Origin of the sequence: Cryobacterium sp. 10S3 (assembly GCF_034344045.1) — a bacterium.
In the GTDB taxonomy this organism is placed as follows: domain Bacteria; phylum Actinomycetota; class Actinomycetes; order Actinomycetales; family Microbacteriaceae; genus Cryobacterium; species Cryobacterium glucosi.
In genome coordinates this window covers 3,723,923-3,739,837 of the sequence record NZ_CP133773.1, presented here as the reverse complement: position 1 = coordinate 3,739,837, position 15,915 = coordinate 3,723,923, and the positions used below count along the sequence as shown (strand labels likewise).

General features: G+C 68.2%; 16 protein-coding genes. 9 read left to right on the top strand and 7 right to left on the bottom strand.

Going from position 1 to position 15,915, the window contains the following annotated elements:
• Window positions 1-31 precede the first annotated feature (31 nt).
• The 3 genes from RHM57_RS17320 to RHM57_RS17310 are packed head-to-tail and all read left to right on the top strand — an operon-like array spanning window position 32 to window position 1,980.
• Entirely contained in the window at window positions 32-880 is an 849-nt protein-coding gene (locus RHM57_RS17320; protein WP_277612984.1) for an ABC transporter permease, read from the top strand.
• Entirely contained in the window at window positions 877-1,515 is a 639-nt protein-coding gene (locus RHM57_RS17315) for a hypothetical protein (RefSeq protein WP_134449251.1), read from the top strand. The genes RHM57_RS17320 and RHM57_RS17315 overlap by 4 nt, the downstream gene beginning before the upstream one ends.
• 24 nt (window positions 1,516-1,539) lie before the next feature.
• Window positions 1,540-1,980 carry a DUF2269 family protein gene (locus RHM57_RS17310; RefSeq protein WP_134449250.1) on the top strand — a complete coding sequence of 147 codons (441 nt, stop codon included), beginning with the start codon at window positions 1,540-1,542 and terminating at the stop codon, window positions 1,978-1,980.
• A gap of 94 nt (window positions 1,981-2,074) precedes the next feature.
• Here RHM57_RS17310 and RHM57_RS17305 read toward each other — a convergent pair whose 3' ends face one another.
• From RHM57_RS17305 to RHM57_RS17285, 5 genes are all read right to left on the bottom strand, one after another.
• On the bottom strand, window positions 2,075-3,136 hold the full coding sequence (locus RHM57_RS17305; protein WP_134449249.1) for a hypothetical protein: 1,062 nt from the start codon (window positions 3,134-3,136) through the stop codon (window positions 2,075-2,077).
• Entirely contained in the window at window positions 3,137-4,438 is a 1,302-nt protein-coding gene (locus RHM57_RS17300) for an aminotransferase class V-fold PLP-dependent enzyme (RefSeq protein ID WP_134449248.1), read from the bottom strand.
• A 115-nt stretch (window positions 4,439-4,553) separates the two neighbouring features.
• A complete protein-coding gene (locus RHM57_RS17295) occupies window positions 4,554-5,135 on the bottom strand; it encodes a hypothetical protein (protein ID WP_134449247.1) in 582 nt (193 codons plus the stop codon).
• A 185-nt stretch (window positions 5,136-5,320) separates the two neighbouring features.
• Window positions 5,321-5,938 (bottom strand): gluconokinase, encoded by a 618-nt coding sequence (locus RHM57_RS17290; protein ID WP_134449246.1) that lies wholly within the window; start codon window positions 5,936-5,938, stop codon window positions 5,321-5,323.
• A gap of 1 nt (window position 5,939) precedes the next feature.
• Complete coding sequence (locus RHM57_RS17285; protein ID WP_134449245.1) at window positions 5,940-7,370, bottom strand: GntP family permease; 1,431 nt, start codon at window positions 7,368-7,370, stop codon at window positions 5,940-5,942.
• Between the two features lie 198 nt (window positions 7,371-7,568).
• On the opposite strand from RHM57_RS17285, the gene RHM57_RS17280 reads away from it, so the two are divergent.
• Both RHM57_RS17280 and RHM57_RS17275 read left to right on the top strand, forming a co-directional pair.
• The gene (locus RHM57_RS17280; protein ID WP_134449244.1) at window positions 7,569-8,303 is read left to right on the top strand and encodes a FadR/GntR family transcriptional regulator; all 735 of its coding nucleotides are present in this window, start codon (window positions 7,569-7,571) and stop codon (window positions 8,301-8,303) included.
• 95 nt (window positions 8,304-8,398) lie between these two features.
• Window positions 8,399-10,027 carry an HNH endonuclease signature motif containing protein gene (locus RHM57_RS17275; protein ID WP_322188926.1) on the top strand — a complete coding sequence of 543 codons (1,629 nt, stop codon included), beginning with the start codon at window positions 8,399-8,401 and terminating at the stop codon, window positions 10,025-10,027.
• A 38-nt stretch (window positions 10,028-10,065) separates the two neighbouring features.
• Here RHM57_RS17275 and RHM57_RS17270 read toward each other — a convergent pair whose 3' ends face one another.
• Window positions 10,066-11,358 (bottom strand): ATP-binding protein, encoded by a 1,293-nt coding sequence (locus tag RHM57_RS17270; RefSeq protein WP_134449242.1) that lies wholly within the window; start codon window positions 11,356-11,358, stop codon window positions 10,066-10,068.
• A gap of 90 nt (window positions 11,359-11,448) precedes the next feature.
• On the opposite strand from RHM57_RS17270, the gene RHM57_RS17265 reads away from it, so the two are divergent.
• Window positions 11,449-11,943 carry a hypothetical protein gene (locus tag RHM57_RS17265; RefSeq protein ID WP_241985124.1) on the top strand — a complete coding sequence of 165 codons (495 nt, stop codon included), beginning with the start codon at window positions 11,449-11,451 and terminating at the stop codon, window positions 11,941-11,943.
• A gap of 12 nt (window positions 11,944-11,955) precedes the next feature.
• Here the strand turns inward: RHM57_RS17265 and RHM57_RS17260 are convergent, their stop codons facing one another.
• A complete protein-coding gene (locus tag RHM57_RS17260) occupies window positions 11,956-12,330 on the bottom strand; it encodes a hypothetical protein (RefSeq protein ID WP_134449241.1) in 375 nt (124 codons plus the stop codon).
• 299 nt (window positions 12,331-12,629) lie between these two features.
• On the opposite strand from RHM57_RS17260, the gene RHM57_RS17255 reads away from it, so the two are divergent.
• The 3 genes from RHM57_RS17255 to RHM57_RS17245 all read left to right on the top strand — a co-directional run bounded on the left by RHM57_RS17255 (window position 12,630) and on the right by RHM57_RS17245 (window position 15,887).
• Entirely contained in the window at window positions 12,630-12,755 is a 126-nt protein-coding gene (locus RHM57_RS17255; protein WP_255454126.1) for a hypothetical protein, read from the top strand.
• Window positions 12,756-12,762: 7 nt separating this feature from the next.
• Window positions 12,763-12,948, top strand: coding sequence for a hypothetical protein (locus RHM57_RS17250; protein WP_134449240.1), 186 nt, complete (start codon window positions 12,763-12,765; stop codon window positions 12,946-12,948).
• Window positions 12,949-13,037: 89 nt separating this feature from the next.
• Window positions 13,038-15,887: a putative bifunctional diguanylate cyclase/phosphodiesterase gene (locus RHM57_RS17245; protein ID WP_166787374.1), complete on the top strand. Its 2,850-nt coding sequence runs from the start codon at window positions 13,038-13,040 to the stop codon at window positions 15,885-15,887.
• The last annotated feature ends 28 nt before the right edge of the window (window positions 15,888-15,915 follow it).

Genomic DNA, 15,915 nt, shown 5'->3' with positions numbered 1-15,915 from the left:
ATCGGTGCCGGAGCCGACAGGGCACGCGGCGATCGCGACCGCCGTCGCCAGGCCGCGCGGGGCATCCGGTGCCGCGCTCCTCGGCTCCGAACTCACCGTGCTCTTCCGCCGCCGCCGCACCTGGGCGATGCTCGCTGCGCTCGCCGCGATCCCGGTGCTCATCGCCATCGCCGTGCGGCTGACCAGCAGCCCTGTCACGCCGGGACGCGGCCCGGCCTTCCTCGACCGGATCACCCAGAACGGTCTCTTCGTCGCGATCACCGCCCTGATCGTGTCGATCCCGCTTTTCCTGCCGCTGACCGTCGGGGTCGTCGCCGGCGACACCGTGGCGGGCGAGGCGAACCTCGGCACCCTGCGCTACCTGCTCGTGGCCCCGGCCGGGCGGGTGCGCCTGCTGCTGGTCAAGTACGCGGGCGCCGCGGCCTTCTGCGTCGCCGCGACACTGACCGTCGCGGTCTCCGGCGCCCTGATCGGCGCGGCCCTGTTCCCGGTCGGCCCGGTCACCCTGCTCTCCGGTGACACCATCGGGGTCGGCGAGTCCGTGCTTCGTTCGCTCCTCATCGCGGCATACGTCACGGTGTCCCTGCTCGGCCTTTCGGCGATCGGGCTGTTCATCTCTACCCTGACCGAGGTGCCCGTCGGGGCCATGGCCGCGACGATCGTGCTCTCGGTGACCGCCCAGGTGCTCGACGCGCTCCCGCAACTGGACTGGCTGCATCCGTGGCTGTTCAGCCACTACTGGCTCGACTTCGCCGACCTGTTGCGGCAGCCGATCGACTGGACGTCGTTCGGGGCCAATGCGCTGCTTCAGGGCGGCTATATCCTCGTGTTCGGGGCACTCGCCTACGGCCGATTCGTGACCAAGGACATCCTCTCGTGACCCACTCGTATCCCCTGTACGTTCCCGTGCTCGCCCAGTGCTTCTGCTGCCGGTCGCTGCAGCCCTTCACCTTCGGTTCGGCGAGCGACCAGGTGGTCTGCGCGCTGTGCCTGCACCACCTCGGCGCCGAGAAGGCAGAGCGGCGCGACGCCGAGCACATCGAGCTCTGGCTCGGCCAGTTCGCCGAGCAGCAGGACAAGCACCGGCGGTTCGCCGAGAAGGCGCAGGCGAGTGACACCGAGAAGGACGCCGCCATCGCCCGGCTGACCGGCCAGGTCGACGACCTCCGCCGGATCGCGGCGCGTGATTTCGAGCATGCGCCGGGCACGGAACTCCGCGGCATCCTCGAGACCGACCTCGTCAAGCGCGCCGATCGGAGGGCCGAGCTCGCCCAGCACCAGATCGACTGGGCGATGGCCGTGCTCTGGCGCCTCGGAACGCTGCACCACGCCGACGAGGCGACGCCGCGGCTCTGCTCCTGCGGCCGCCAGGTCACGGCCTGCGCCGAGCTGCGCGCGCTCGAGCCGCAGCACCAGGCCGTGCGCGATTGGCAGACGAAGAACCTGCGGATGCTGCACGCCGGCAAGCGCCACGGCCTCCCCGCCGACCACCCCGGCGTTGTGCACTCGTCCTGACCCGAACGGCTCTAGCCTGTAGGCATGCATATTCTGATCAACGTCCTGCACATCGTCGCCGCCGTCTTCATCGTCGGACCGATGGCCATCCTCCCGATGACCGCCATGCGCTCCATCCGGGCAGGGCAGGCGGGTCCCGTCGCGACCCTCGCGAAGTCGGTCAATATCTTCACGTTGCTTTCGATCGTGGTCGCGTTCTTCGGTTTCGGGGCGCTCGGCCTCAAGGAGGCCGACGACGCCTGGACCTTCGGATCGACCTGGGTGTGGCTGTCCCTCGTGCTCTACGTGATCGCGCTCGCGATCAACCTGTTCCTCGTCGTGCCGGCGCTCAAGGCCGCAGCAGAGTCGCTCGCGACGGATGCCGCAGGCGCCAAGGCCGCCGGCTACCCGCGGATCGCCGCAGGCTCCGGTGTCGCAAGCCTGCTGCTCGTGGCGGTCGTCGTGCTGATGGTCTGGAAGCCCTAGCACCGGCATCCGCTCTCAGCCCCGTGAGGTGTCGCATATCGATGTTCGCGTTGGGATCTAACGTCGAGATGCGACACCTCAGCGCACGTACGGGCTAGCCCAGGTCGCCGACGGAGACGAGGCCGTCGTGGCGACGGCCGTCGAAGATGATCGTCGGGATCTTCACGGTGTGGATGCTCTCCTCGACCGTCTTCTTGTTGGCCGCGATGACCTGCGTGACCTGGTCGGATGCCGCGACCTGGTCGACGTGGTCGGCCTGTGCCTGGCTGAGCCCGAACTCGAGCTCCCAGCCCTGGAGAAGCGCACTCGCGTCCGCGGACTCCATGCTGTTGATCGAGACCTGCCAGGAGACCCCGGCGTCGTTCTTCTCGGTGTAGATGCGCTTCAGGATCTCCCAGTCGACCGGGGTCGTGGCGCCCTCGAGCGGGTTCAGGCGCAGGGCCTCGAGCTGCTCGGTGACGAGGAGGGAGTTCTTGAACTTGTAGCCGGTCGCCGACTGGATCGGGTATGCGATGTAGCTGAGGTTCTGCTTCTCGCCGAATCCGGCCTTCTCGATGTTGTTGAAGAGCTGCAGGCAGTATGTGCAGCCGGGGTCGATGACCTCGAGCGCGGTCTTCTTGCTCGCGTCGTAGGGGTTCAGGTAGGTCGCGTCCGCGGGCAGGTAGGCCGTGGCGTCCCAGTTCTGCATCCGGCTCGGGATGGCGGAGAAGGTCTCGCCGAGGCTCGCGAATTCGTTGCCGAAGGCGCCGACCACGTCCCACGCGGCGAGGGAATCGCCGAAGCCCGGGGTCTGGTCCGGAATGGAGCATGCCTCGGCGCCGAGGCTGCACGACGCTGAGTCCTGCTTGTTGCAGGTTCCGTAGACGTAGAGGTTGACGCCGCTCTTGACGACCTCGTACCCGCTCCAGATGGTCGTCAGGATGATCAGGACGGCGACGACCTCGAGGCCGATGCTCGCGGGCTTGACCAGGCCGGGCCTGCGCGCGGCGATCGGGGCGAGCATGTGGTCCTTCATGTCCTGCTTGAAGGTGGTGTCACACGGGCGGAAGGTGATTCGGCGGAACGTACAGTTCCACGCCTTCGCGAGGTACTTGCGATAACGGGCCGAGATGGCCGCCATGAACAGGAGAACGATGAATGCTGCGATGCAGAACACTTAGGAAAGGCCTTTCAGGAGGCGGGCGAGGGCGTCGTGTGCGCGGTCGATGTCCGCCGAAGTGGAGTGGAGTCCGAGGGAGAAGCGCAGGAGCGGGGGAAGCCCGAGCCGTTCCTTGAGCTCGTGGTGGGCGCAGAAGTAGCCGCTGCGCACCATGATCTGCTGCTGGGAGAGGAACACCGCGAGTCGGTGCGAATCCTGCTTCGGGGCGTAGCCGCTGATGACCGGGCTCGCGGCGTGATTGAGCACGACGAGGCCGGGGATCGCGCTGAGGCCGTCGAACAGGCGGCCGGAGAGGCTCGCGATGTGTTCGTGCGGTGCCAGGCCGCCTGGGCGGACGTGTCCGAGCCAGTCGAGCGCGCGGCCGAGCGCGATGATCTCGCCCCAGGCCTGCAGGCCGGGTTCGAGGAGTGCGCCGGGGTCGTCCGTGACGAGGTCGAAGGAGTCTGCGCGGACATCCGTCACCATGCCGCCGCCGACGAAACTGATCTCGAGGGAGCGCAGCAGCTCGATCCGGGTCACGACGACGCCGAGGCTCGCCCCGTACATCTTGTGCGCCGAGAAGCAGATGGCGTCGGCATCGGTCCCTCGGAGCAGCGTGTGCTCGTGGGCCATGGCCTGGGCGGCGTCGAGGATGACGATGCCGCCGCGGGCGTGGGTGTCGCGGACGAGGTCCGCGAGGTTCGTCAGGGTGCTGCCGTCGATGTTCGAGGCGGCGTTCACGACGACGACGGCGCGTTCGAGCTGCGCGGGGTCGTAGACGAGGGCGCCGTCTGGGGCCCTGTCGAGCACGAGCCTCGGCAGGCCGAGGCGTTTCGCGACGGTCATCGTCGGCAGGAAGACCGAGTTGTGTTCAGCGTGGCTCGTCACGACCCGGCCGAAACGGCCCTGGGGGAGCTGCTGCAGCAGCAGGTTGATGCCGTAGGTCGTGTTGAGGGTGAACGAGACCGCATGGCTGCGCGCCGAGAGGCCGAGCCTGGCGAGTACGGCGGTCCGCGTTGCCGCGACCTCCTCGTCGACCCGCTTGCCCCACGCGTACTTGACCCGGCCGCCGCAGGCGTTGTAGCTCGTGTAGTACTCGTTCACGGCGTCGATCACCGGCTGCGGGCGCAGGCTCTGGCAGGCGGCGTCGAGGTAGACCTCTCGGGACCCGAGGTAGCCGAAGTCGGCGAGGCGGCCCGCCGCAGCGGAACCGGTCGGAGCGGTCGGAGCGGCAGGGGCCGCGCCCCTGCCGAAGAGTCCGGCGCGTTTCACGACGCCGTCCCCGTCCGGTCCAGGATCGTCGGGCAGGAAGATGTGCACATGTTCAGTAGTCCATTCAGGTCACAGGGTCGAAATCCGCGGGTGCCGGTGAAAACGGCAGGGGAACGCATCCGTTCGGCGGGAGGGCCGGAGAAGCGCGGGAGCGGGATTCGACCTAAATGCGGCTGACGGAAAGCAGCGTGAGGCTCGGGCGGTGCAGGTGCAGCGCGATGGTGCGGAAGGTGCCGACCACGAAACCGCCGGCCGCGAACAGGAGTCCGAGGGCCGACGGGCCGCCCGCGATCAGCAGGAGGCTGCCGAGGATGAGGAGTACAGAACAGGACATCGCGGCCATGGCGCCGCCGCCGAGGGAGTTGCCCTCGAAGCACAGCACGCGCTGGCCGACGGATGCCGCGATCGTGCGGGCCATCCCGGTCGCCGCCGCCGTTGCGGTCACGGCGACGGAAGCGGAGAGCGCGACGGCCTGCGCGAGTGTGCCGGAGAGGACGGTCCCGGAGACGACGGTGCCGGAGAAGGCGCTGGATGCCGACCCGGAGGTGGTCGCGGAGGTGGACATCGCCATCGGGCTGACCGCTGCGGGCACGTTCACGTCCTGGCCGTCGGCGCCGGCGTGGGCGAAGAGCACGCAGGCGAGGACCGCGATGAGGGCGAGGGCCGCGAGGATCGCGGTACGGAGACCAGCGGTGCGGGGAGCACCGTGAGGGTGCAACGAGGCGGAGAAGCCTGCCAGCCTCATCTCGTCTCCCACTGCCGGCATCCGGTCGAAGCGGATGCGATGAATCGCTCCGTCCGAAGCGACACACGCATACCGTACCGGAATCCGGGGTGAATAACCTGACAAACGTGGCCCGCACGCACAAACGACCCCCGGCTGAGCGGGGGTCGTTTGCGTGGAGACGTAGCGCGGTCGGCGCAAGCCCGTTAGGGCCTGGCCTTCTGGGCCACCGCGGCGACCGGGTGCACGGACGACTGTCCGGGGGCGGGAGCTCCGAGGCTCGACGATCCGGGACGCGGGGTCAGGCCGAGGCGTCGCACGATCTCCGCGGCTTCCGCGGCGGGTGCACGCCCCGCATCGATCGTGATGGCGCGTTCGTCGTCGCCGGGCGCCTCGAGGGTCGCGACCTGGGAGTCGAGAAGCGACACCGGCATGTAGTGGTCCTGCCGGGTGGCGAGGCGTCGCAGGATCAGCTCCGTCGGCAGGGTCAGGTGCACGAAGATCACGTTGTGCTCGCGAAGCACGTCGCGGTACTTGCGCTTGAGCGCGGAGCACGTGATGATCCCGGGCACGCCGGCCATGGTGTGCTCGATGATCCAGGAGGAGATCGTCTCGAGCCAGGGCGCCCGGTCGTCGTCGTCGAGCGGATGCCCCGCCGACATCTTGTCGATGTTCTCCTGCGGGTGCAGGTCGTCGCCCTCCTCCAGGTCCCAGCCGAGCTGGCCGGCGAGGAGCCCGGCGACCGTGGACTTTCCGGAGCCGGAGACGCCCATGATGACAAGAACGGGCTGCTGGTTCTCGAAGAGCTGTTCGGTGTCGCTCATGCTAGATCACGATGTTCAGGAGGAGCACGCCGGCGAGGCCCGTCACGGAGATGAGGCACTCCATGATCGTCCAGGTCTTCAGGGTCTGCCCGACGGTGGTGCCGAGGTATTCCTTCACGAGCCAGAATCCGGCGTCGTTGACGTGCGAGAGGAACAGTGAACCGGCGCCGATGGCGAGAACCATCAGCGAGACATCCGTTGCGCCGAGGGTCGCCGCGACCGGGGCGAGGATGCCGGCTGCGGTCACGGTTGCAACCGTGGCAGAACCCGTAGCGACGCGGATGAGCGCGGCGACGAACCAGGCCAGGAGAAGAATCGAGACGCTGCTGCCTGCGACGGCGTTCGCGATGACGGTTCCGATCCCGGTGTCGATCAGGACCTGCTTGAAGCCGCCGCCCGCGCCGACGATGAGCAGGATGCCGGCGATCGGGGGCAGGGAGTTCGAGAGCGATGTGGAGACTGCTGCACGGGTCATGCCGCCGCCACGGGCGAAGAAGATCATCGCGTAGATCACGGCGAGGCCAAGGGCGATCATCGGGGTGCCGAGGAAGTCGAGCGCGGCGTTCAGCGGCGCGGTCGACCCGGGCGCGAGGGCATCGGCGATCGAGCGGGCGAGCATCAGCACGACGGGCAACAGGATGCCGCACAGGGTCACGAAGAAGCTCGGGCGCTTGGTGTGGGTCACTTCACCGGTGTCGGCTGTGGTGAGGAACAGTGCGGGTACGGGCACGTCGACCCAGCGGGCCGCGAACTTGCTGAAGACCGGGCCGGCGATGATGACGGTCGGGATGGCGATGAGCACGCCGATCGCGAGGGTCAGGCCGAGGTTGGCACCCAGGGTCGTCACGGCGACGAGGGGCCCGGGGTGCGGCGGCACGAGGCCGTGCATGACCGAGAGGCCTGCGAGGGCCGGGATCGCGATACGGATCAGGGAGAGGCCGCTGCGGCGGGCGACGAGGATGATCACGGGGATCAGCAGCACGAGGCCGACCTCGAAGAACATCGGCAGGCCGATCAGGCCGCCGATGAGCGCCATCACCCAGGGCAGGGTGCGAGTCGTCGACCGGCTCACGAGGGAGTCGACGATCCGGTCGGCTCCGCCGGAGTCGGCGAGCAGCTTTCCGAACATGGCGCCGAAGCCGACGAGGATGCCGACGCTCGCCATCGTCCCGCCGAAGCCGGTGCTGAAGCTCGTCACGGCGGCGCTCGGGGCGAGTCCCGCGCCGACGCCGACGCCGACGGCGCCGATCGCGAGGGCGAGGAACGGGTGCACGCGCAACCAGGTGATGAGGGTGATGATGACGGCGATGCCGACGACGGCCGCGATGATCAGCTGGGCGTCACCGCTGGCCGGTTTGATCGGGTCGGCCGCGTGTACGACCAACTGGACCGCCGACTGTGTGGCCGTCTGAACCGCAAGGGCGAGATTCATCTCAGATTCCATTCCGAGGCCGCGTCCCTGCGACCCCATCGTCAAAAAATTAGCAATAGTCTGATAAATCAGATAATTGAGTGTTGCACAGGATGTGCGCGCGCGCCACCCCCCGAATCGCGTCGACGCCCGCGTGGTGGGTACGATCTCGGTGGGGCCCCCGAGGCCTCCCGGCTACGCCAATGGAAAGAAGTGCAGATGCAGAGCGGCACCGTCACGGATTCCCTGCGTGTGGGCGGCCTGCACGCACGGGTGGTGAATGCCGTCGGCCAGTCGATCGTGGATGCGCGCTACGCACCCGGCGACATCCTGAACCTCGACGAACTCAGTGAGACCTTCGCGGTCTCCCGGTCGGTCCTGCGTGAGGCGATGCGGGTACTGCAGTCACTGGGAATGATCGAGCCGCGGCAGCGTGTCGGAACCCAGGTACTGGCCCGAACCTCCTGGGAACTGATGAACCCGCAGATCATCGTCTGGCGTGGCCGCGGTCCCGAATACTTCACCCAGATGCGCGAGATGCTTGAAATGCGCCTCGGAATCGAGCCCGTTGCCGCACGGCTGAGTGCGCATGCCATGACGGACGAGCAACTCGCGGGGGTCAAGGCGGCCGCGAACGCAATGGTCATCGCCGACCGCGACGGTGACGGTCGCGGCTTCCTCGAGGCCGACATCGACTTCCACACCCTGATCCTGCGCGGCTCCGGAAATGCCGTGATGGGGCACTTCGCGAGCACCGTTGCCGCACTGCTCCGTACCCGCGAAGAGGAGAAACGGTTCACGATCACCTCGTACACGCCGCCGTCGGCGCACCGCCACCACGAGCTCGCGCACGCGCTCGCCGTGCGCGACGGGGAGGCCGCCTACCGCTGGTCGTTCGCCACGATCGAGGCGACACTCGCCGAGTTCATGGCGGAGTCTCCCCGTCAGGCCTGACGCAGCGGCTCCCCATCAGATTCCTGATCACCGAGAGTTTCCACAGACCTGAGCCATGCTCAGAGAATGTCGGTGGTGGGTCGTAACGTGGGGGCATGACCAACCTCCCGGAGTCGCCCGCTTCGCCCGATCGGCCGCATGGCGGTGCGTCTCCCAGTACGCCCGTCACCGTGCTGGTGCCGGATGCTGTCGCGGCCTTGGGAAGGTCATCAGCTGACTACGACGCGCTCAGCGACGAGCAGGTTCTTGCCGGGCAAGCGTTGATCGCGGATTCCCGGCGGGCGCTGGAGACGTGTGCCGCGTGGATGGCGGCGACCCTCGCCCGCCGTTCCCGGGCTGAACTCGGCGGGAACGGGCTCGCGGCCCGGCAAGGCTTCCGGACTCCGGAAGACCTGCTGCAGAGCGTGTCTGGGTCAAGCAAGGGCGATGCTGTCAAGCTCCTCGGGGTGGGCCGGCTGCTGGCCGAGGCCGACGCCGCCGAGAAGGCCGCCCGCGAAGCCGCCGAGGCGCAGAAGTTACTCGACGGGACTCCGCCCCTCAACGAGGCCGCTCCAGACCTGCCGCCAGTCGACCCGCCGGTGCCTGCGGCCGCGGTTCCGCCGTGGCACGCGCCGATCGGCCGGGCGTTGCGAGAAGGCTGGCTCAGTGTTGAGAAGGCGGACTCGCTCCGGAAGGGCCTGGGCGATCTGGACCGGGCGATCACCGCGGAGAAACTCGCGACCGCCCTGGCCCGGCTCCTCGCCGAAGCGCGCACGGTGAACGCTGACCAGCTGTTCAAGCGCGCCCGGCGGGTGCGGGACGTGCTCGATGAGGCCGGCATCGCCGCCCGCGAGAAGGCCGTCTACGACGACCGGTCGTTGCGGTTCTGGCGGCTCCACACAGGGCAGGTGCGCATGGTCGGGTTGTTCGCCGCCGAAGACGGCGAGTACCTGATGAGTACCTACGACGCCATCACCAGTCCCCGCCGGGGCGGGGTCCGGTTCGTGGACAAGGAGCAGGCAGCGTGGGCGAAGCGCGTGCAGGACGACCCGCGCACCACCGAACAGCTCACCGCGGACGCGTTCCTGGCCCTGATGAAACTCGGCGTGAAAGCCGACCCGAAACGCATCGCCGGAGGACGAAGCCCCGCGGTCCGCATGGTCACCATTCGTCCCACCGGCGCCACACCCACCGGTTTCGCGCCCACGGGAACCACACCCACCGATGCCGCGCCAACCGAGGCCCCGTCACCCACAGCCGACGCTGCGGCGAACCCCGAAACCGCGGCACCCGCGCTCCAACCCGGCGTCATCGAGGGAACCGCGGTCACGGTCTCCACCGAAACCCTCGAACGCAACCTCTACGACACCGGGATCCTCGACGTCACCTTCGACGGCCACGGCAGCGGTGTCGACCTCGGCCGCGAACAGCGCACGTTCAGCCCCGCCCAACGCGCGGCCCTCTCCCTCCGCGACGGCGGCTGCATGTGGCCCGGCTGCGACCGGCCACCGTCCTGGACCGAAACCCACCACATCCACCACTGGAAAGACGACACCGGCCAGACCAACCTCGACCACGGCATCCTGCTCTGCCGGGCCGACCACCTCAGGCTCCACAACGAACACTGGCGCATCACCCGCGACGACACCGGCCAGTACTGGCTCACCCCACCACCCGGACTCGACCCCGACCAGAAACCCGTACTGCTCACCAGCAAGAACGCGATCCTCCGCGACGATGACTGACGAGGTCGGGCGGTATTCGGACCGGTTGCCGGTACCGGTCAGAGCCGGGCGAGCCGCTCGATGTCCTCGAGGAACTCGGCCGCGACCTGCGGCGAGACCGTGGTACGGGTGGCACGGATCGCCGCGAGGTAGTCCTCGGTCCGGGGACCGCTCGGCGCATCCGCTGGAACCTCGTCCGCGGTGAAGAGTGCCCGTTCGAGTGCCTCCTGCGAAGCGCGGCGGGCTGCGTACTCGATATCGGCGGGCGAGAAGCCCTCGCTCGCGGCGACGAGGGCGCGGAAGTCGACCGTGCCGGCGACGAGCGCCGGCACGTAGCCGGCCCAGATGGCCGCGCGCGCCGCGGCATCCGGAAGCCCGATCGGGATGACGTAGTCGAAGCGTCCGTGCCGGAGCAGTGCGGAGTCGAGGGCGCGGATGAAGTTGGTCGCGCAGACCAGGAGGCGCCCCGGCCGCTCACGGAAGGCCGGGATGATCTTGAGCAGCTCGTTGGTGACGCCCTGCAGCGGCGACGGCGGTTCGCCGCCGCGCTGGGCCGCGATCTCCTCGACCTCGTCGATGAAGACCACGGCGTGCTCGAGTTCGGAGATCTTGAGGAAGGTCTCCCGCAGGGCGCCGGCAAGTCCCTTCGGGTCGCCGGCCAGCCGGGAGGGGAAGACCTCGACGAACGGCCACTCGAGCCGGGAGGCGATCGCCTTGGCGAAGGTGGTCTTGCCTGTTCCGGGAGGGCCGAAGAGCACGACGGCCTTGGGCGGAACGACCCCGTACTGTTCGGCGAGGTCCGGTTCGGCGAGCGGCATCACGAGCCGGCGCTCGAGGAGTTCCTTCTCGGCGCGCATGCCGCCGACGGCCGCCCAGAGATCGCGCGGCAGGATGCGCCCGCCGAGCTCACCGAGCGCCTTCAGCCCCTCGCGCTGCACCGGGATCTCGCGCTCGAAGTAGCTCAGCTGCTTCTTGACGACGAAGCCGCGGTTGAGGAAGGCGTCGACCCGGCTCTCGGTCTCCGGCATCAGCGCCGAGAGCTTGGTCAGGCCGTGCGGGGCCATCTTCGATTCGAGTGCTGCGAGCATGGCCGTGCCGATGCCCTGGCTTTGCCAGGACTGCGCGGTCGCGAGGAACACGATCCAGCCCTGGGCATGCGCAGCACGGCCGACCGCGGCCCCGATGACCTCGTCGCCGTGCATGGCGACGACGGCGTGGTCCTTCTGGCAGGAGGCGAGCACTTCGGACAGGCCGTAGACCGGTTCTGTCTTGGTCTCGGTGACCTCCTGCCAGAGCCGGAGGATCCCATCAAGGTCGTCAGCGTGGAAATCGCGGATCCGCCAGCCGGTCATGGTGCTCCTTCGCACGGGAATGTCTGTTCCCACAATCTAGGGCACTCGCCCCTTGAGGGCGCGTGAGCGTGCGGCGTAACATTTCGTAACGTGGACGCCGCGGTCATCAGCCGGCACGGACCGACGCCGGGCTTCCGGAGCGGGATGACGGAAATGATGAGCATGACAGCGCAGATGATGGACTCTTCGATGGCGATGAAGAGCATGAGCGGCCTCGACATGGCGGCGATGCAGGACATGATCGAGTGTTGCAGCGCGTGCGAGCAGGCCTGTACGGTCTGCGCGGACGACATGATGGCCATGGGCATGACCGGTATGTCGAAGTGCATGAGCATGTGCCTCGACTGCGCCGACATGACCCACACGATGATGCGAATGATGCTGCGCCCCTCCGGCTACGACATGCAGGTCATGATGGCCCAGATGGATGCCTGCATGAAGATGTGCATGGCCTGCGCCGCCGAGTGCATGATGCACGCCGAAATGAGCGAAGAGTGCAAGATGTGCGCTGAGGCCTGCCGTCAGTGCGCGGCCGCGTGCGAGCGGATGATGTCGGCGATGAAGTCCATGATGCCGATGGCGTAAAGCAGAGGTCCCTTAGGACAGGCCGACGAGGTCGGAGAAGCCCGACAGCTCGACCGGCGCCAGGAGCACGTTCACGCGCTCGGCTCCGATCGCGAGCACGTGATAGACGTCGTGCAGTGCGACTGGTTCACCGACGGAGGCCGAGGCGCCGAGGTCTGCGTGGTTCCACACCCACACCGTGGCATGATCGTCGAGGGTCGTTAACGCGAGCCAGCCCGAGTGGGTGACGGCGGTCACGATCGCGTCGCGCCACTTGCTCGGCGTCGCCGCGGACACGCGCTGCTGGATCAGCGGAAGGGCATGACCTGGTGCACTGCCGGTGCAGGTGTGACCCTGTGAGCAGTCGGGACGCGGGATCTTCCGGAGGGTGGGGTGCTGCTGGGTCATTGTGGTCTCTGTCCCTTCGTGTCGCGGTGTCTATCTCGGTTGTCAGCAGCCTAGGTCGGCGACCGGCGGATGTCCCGGCATCCGTCATCCAAGGAAACAATGCAGCCCCGCCGTTCAGGCCTCCCTCGATGACCGGATTCCGGTCGGCGGATGTACCATGAATGTGCGATCCCGTCCACCCCTCGTGATGGGTCGGGTTTCCATCCACGGATGCGAAACCGTGTCAATCTCGATCGCTCACACAATGAACCAGGCTCAGCGGCGCGCCGTTCATCAACCGTTTGAGACTGAGAGAACCCATGGCCGACGTGACGAAGAACTCCACCATCCACTACGTGTCCGCCGTGCGCTGGTCGGCGCTCAAGCGCGAGTTCGCTGCCCGCCGCGGTCCGGTCGCGACGACGCGTGACGACGACGAGGACTGAGAACACCGTGTCCGAAGCGCCATCGTCAGGCGAACCCAACGCGGCTTCGCCGGCCAACCAGGTCTCACTGCCGCGCTGGAATGAACTCAAGCGCGAGTACAACCTGCGGCACAAGTCGCTGATGCGGTACTCCGCTCCCGCTGCGGACACCGCGACGACCCCGGCGACGAGCCCGGACGGCACCGCCGGCTGACCGACCGCTGTGCCCTCGCCCGCTGAGCAGCCGGCTCCAGACCGCCTCGTGTGCGGGTCCAGTCGATAGTATGCAAACAGGGGGCGATGATGACACTGGAGCCACGGGAGACGTCGAGCACGACAGTTTCCCTTCTCCTCGGCCATGTGCGCGCACACGGCGGAGTGGCTGCCGTTGCCGATGTCCTCGCCAGGGCCGGGGTCACGGAGTCGATCGACTGGCTTGAGGACACAGCAAACTGGGTGAGCTACGACACCAGGATCCGGCTCTTCGAGGCCGCGACGACCGTGCTTGACGACCCGCGCACGATGTACACGGTGGGCTCGACGGTCGTCACCGACGGGCTGCATCCGGTGCTCGTGCAGCTCCTGAGCGCCTTCGCATCACCCGCAGCGGTGTACCGCCAATTGCCGCGGTTCATTCCCAAGTTCACGACCACCTCGACAATGGACTCCGTTTCCGTGCGGGGGACGTCGGCAAGCCTTCGCTACCGGCTGCACGAGGGCTATCGTCCGTCACGTCTCGACTGCCAGTACGCCCAGGGCCTGTTCGCCGCTCTGCCGTCCATGTTCGGGCTCAATACCGCCATCGTGGTCCACCCGGAATGCCAGTGCGACGGATATGAGTGTTGCGTCTACGAAGTGACGTGGTCGACCCGGCGCCGCTGGTGGTCGTTGCGGTCATGGACCCATCCGACCAACAGGTCCCTTGTGCTCTTGCGCGAGAAGGTCAAGGAGGTTCAGCTCGCCGCAGCAGACCTCGTCGGAAGCGACGATGTCGACGACGTTCTCGCCCGCATCGTCGCCCGTGCGTCGTCTGCAGTGCTTGCGCCGGCGTACCTGCTCATCATGACGTCCGACCACGGTGAGCCCGTGCTTCGCTTCCAGGGACTCGATGCCCCCAAGGCGGCCAGGGTCGCCGCGCGGATCCTCCACGGCGACGCCCTCGGCGACCGGGCGGTGATCGTGGACGTGGCCTCCAGCCGGCGCACCTACGGACGCCTTGCCGCACTCTATTCCCTCGGTCACACCGCGATGGAGGGGGACAGGACCCTGCTCGAGGCATACGCCGGCCACGCCGCCTCGGCGCTGGACCTGTTCACGGCCCTCGACGACAGCAGGCGCGAAGAGAGCAGGGCGGCGGCCATGCTGGTGCTCGCCCATGAGCTCGCGACGAGCAATGGCAGCGAGGCCGTCGCCGATGCCGTCGCACTCGCGGTACCGGCGATCGCCGGCTGCGATGCCGCCGCGGTGCTGCTCTGGGACGCCGGCCCCGGCGTGATGCACGCGGTCGCAACCGCCGGGCTCGATATGCCCCAGAGGGAGCGGGTGCTCGCGTCGCCGATCCCCGCCGCGCAGACGCCCGAACTGGTCGAACTCCTCGCCCACCAGCGGCCGGTCCCGCTCTCGGCGACGACCGCGAGCCCGCAACTGGCCGGCCTCCTCGCGGAATGCGGAATGACCACGGCGATCATCGTGCCGCTGCTCGCCGGCGATGTGCTGATGGGCGTCGTCGCCGGCGGGTGGCGTTCCGCTCCTGCCTCGGGCATCTCGCCGAGCACGCTCGCGCGGATCGAGGGCGTCAGCCATCAGGGCGCCATCGCGTTGCAGAACGCCCGGCTCCTCGCCACGGTTCGTCACCAGTCCCTGCACGACCCGCTGACCGGCCTCGCCAACCGGATGCTGTTCGCGAGTGAGCTCGATGCTGCAGTGTCGACGTGCGCGGAGGGCTCGTGCACCGCCGTGATGTTCTGTGACCTGGACAACTTCAAACAGGTCAATGACGTGCTCGGTCACGGCGCCGGCGACGAACTCCTCCGCCAGATCGCGGTTCGGCTCCGCGGGTGCCTGGGTACCGAGGCGACCATCGGACGTCTCGGTGGCGATGAATTCGCGGTCCTCGCCCACGAACTTGCCGGTCACGAACAGGCGGTCCACCTCGCTCATCGCGTCGTCGACAGCCTCAACCGGCCCTTCCATGTCTCCGGCCACGACCTGCGCATCACCGCGAGCATCGGGGTCGCGGTGCACAACGGCCCGGGGGATGGCGGAGAACGGCTGCTCGCCGCCGCGGACACCGCCATGTACGACGCGAAACGGACCGGCCGGAACCAGGTCGCCCTCGCGGACGACAGCAACCGGACCGACCCGGTCTCCTCACTTCACAGCGAGCTCGTCGAGGCACTCGGACGGGCCGAGATGCGGCTGCACTACCAACCCGTCGTCGCGCTTTCCTCCCCTGACCGGGTCGTGGGGGCAGAAGCCCTGATCCGCTGGGACCATCCCCGCCTGGGCCTGCTGGCCCCCGCCGCTTTCCTGCCGCTCGCGGAGGAGACCGGCCTCGTCGCCGACCTGGACCTGTGGGTGCTCGGCGAGGCGCTCGCCGACCTCGCGGCCCTCGGCGACGCCGCTGACCTCGCCGCCATCGGGGAGGCACCGCTGCACGTCGCCGTGAACCTCGCCAGTGCCACCCTCGTCGATCCGCGGCTGATCCCGACCGTGCGCGCTGCCCTCAACCGCAACCGGCTCCGTCCTGAGCGGCTGGTCCTCGAGATCGTCGAGAGCAGGGCCCTCATCGATCTTCCTGGCGTCGTGGAACGCCTCACCGAACTCCGGCGGCTCGGCGTGTGCATTTCGCTCGACGATTTCGGGACCGGGTTCTCGACCCTGGCCTGGCTCAACACCCTGCCCGTCGACCAGATCAAGATCGACAGGACCTTCACCGCGAACCTGCCGGATGCAGCATCCGTCGCCCTGGTCGAGGGGATCATTGCGCTCGCGCAGAAGCTCGACATCGACGTAGTCGCCGAAGGAGTGGAGACCGAGGACCAGCTCGCTGCGCTTCGGGAAGCCGGCTGCGCTTTCGCCCAGGGTTACCTGCTCGGCCGGCCGAAGCCCGCGTTCGTGTCCGTAACGCAGGCGACGGTGAGCCGCGCCTGAGCCCACCGCCATCGGGTATCCCGCAGCA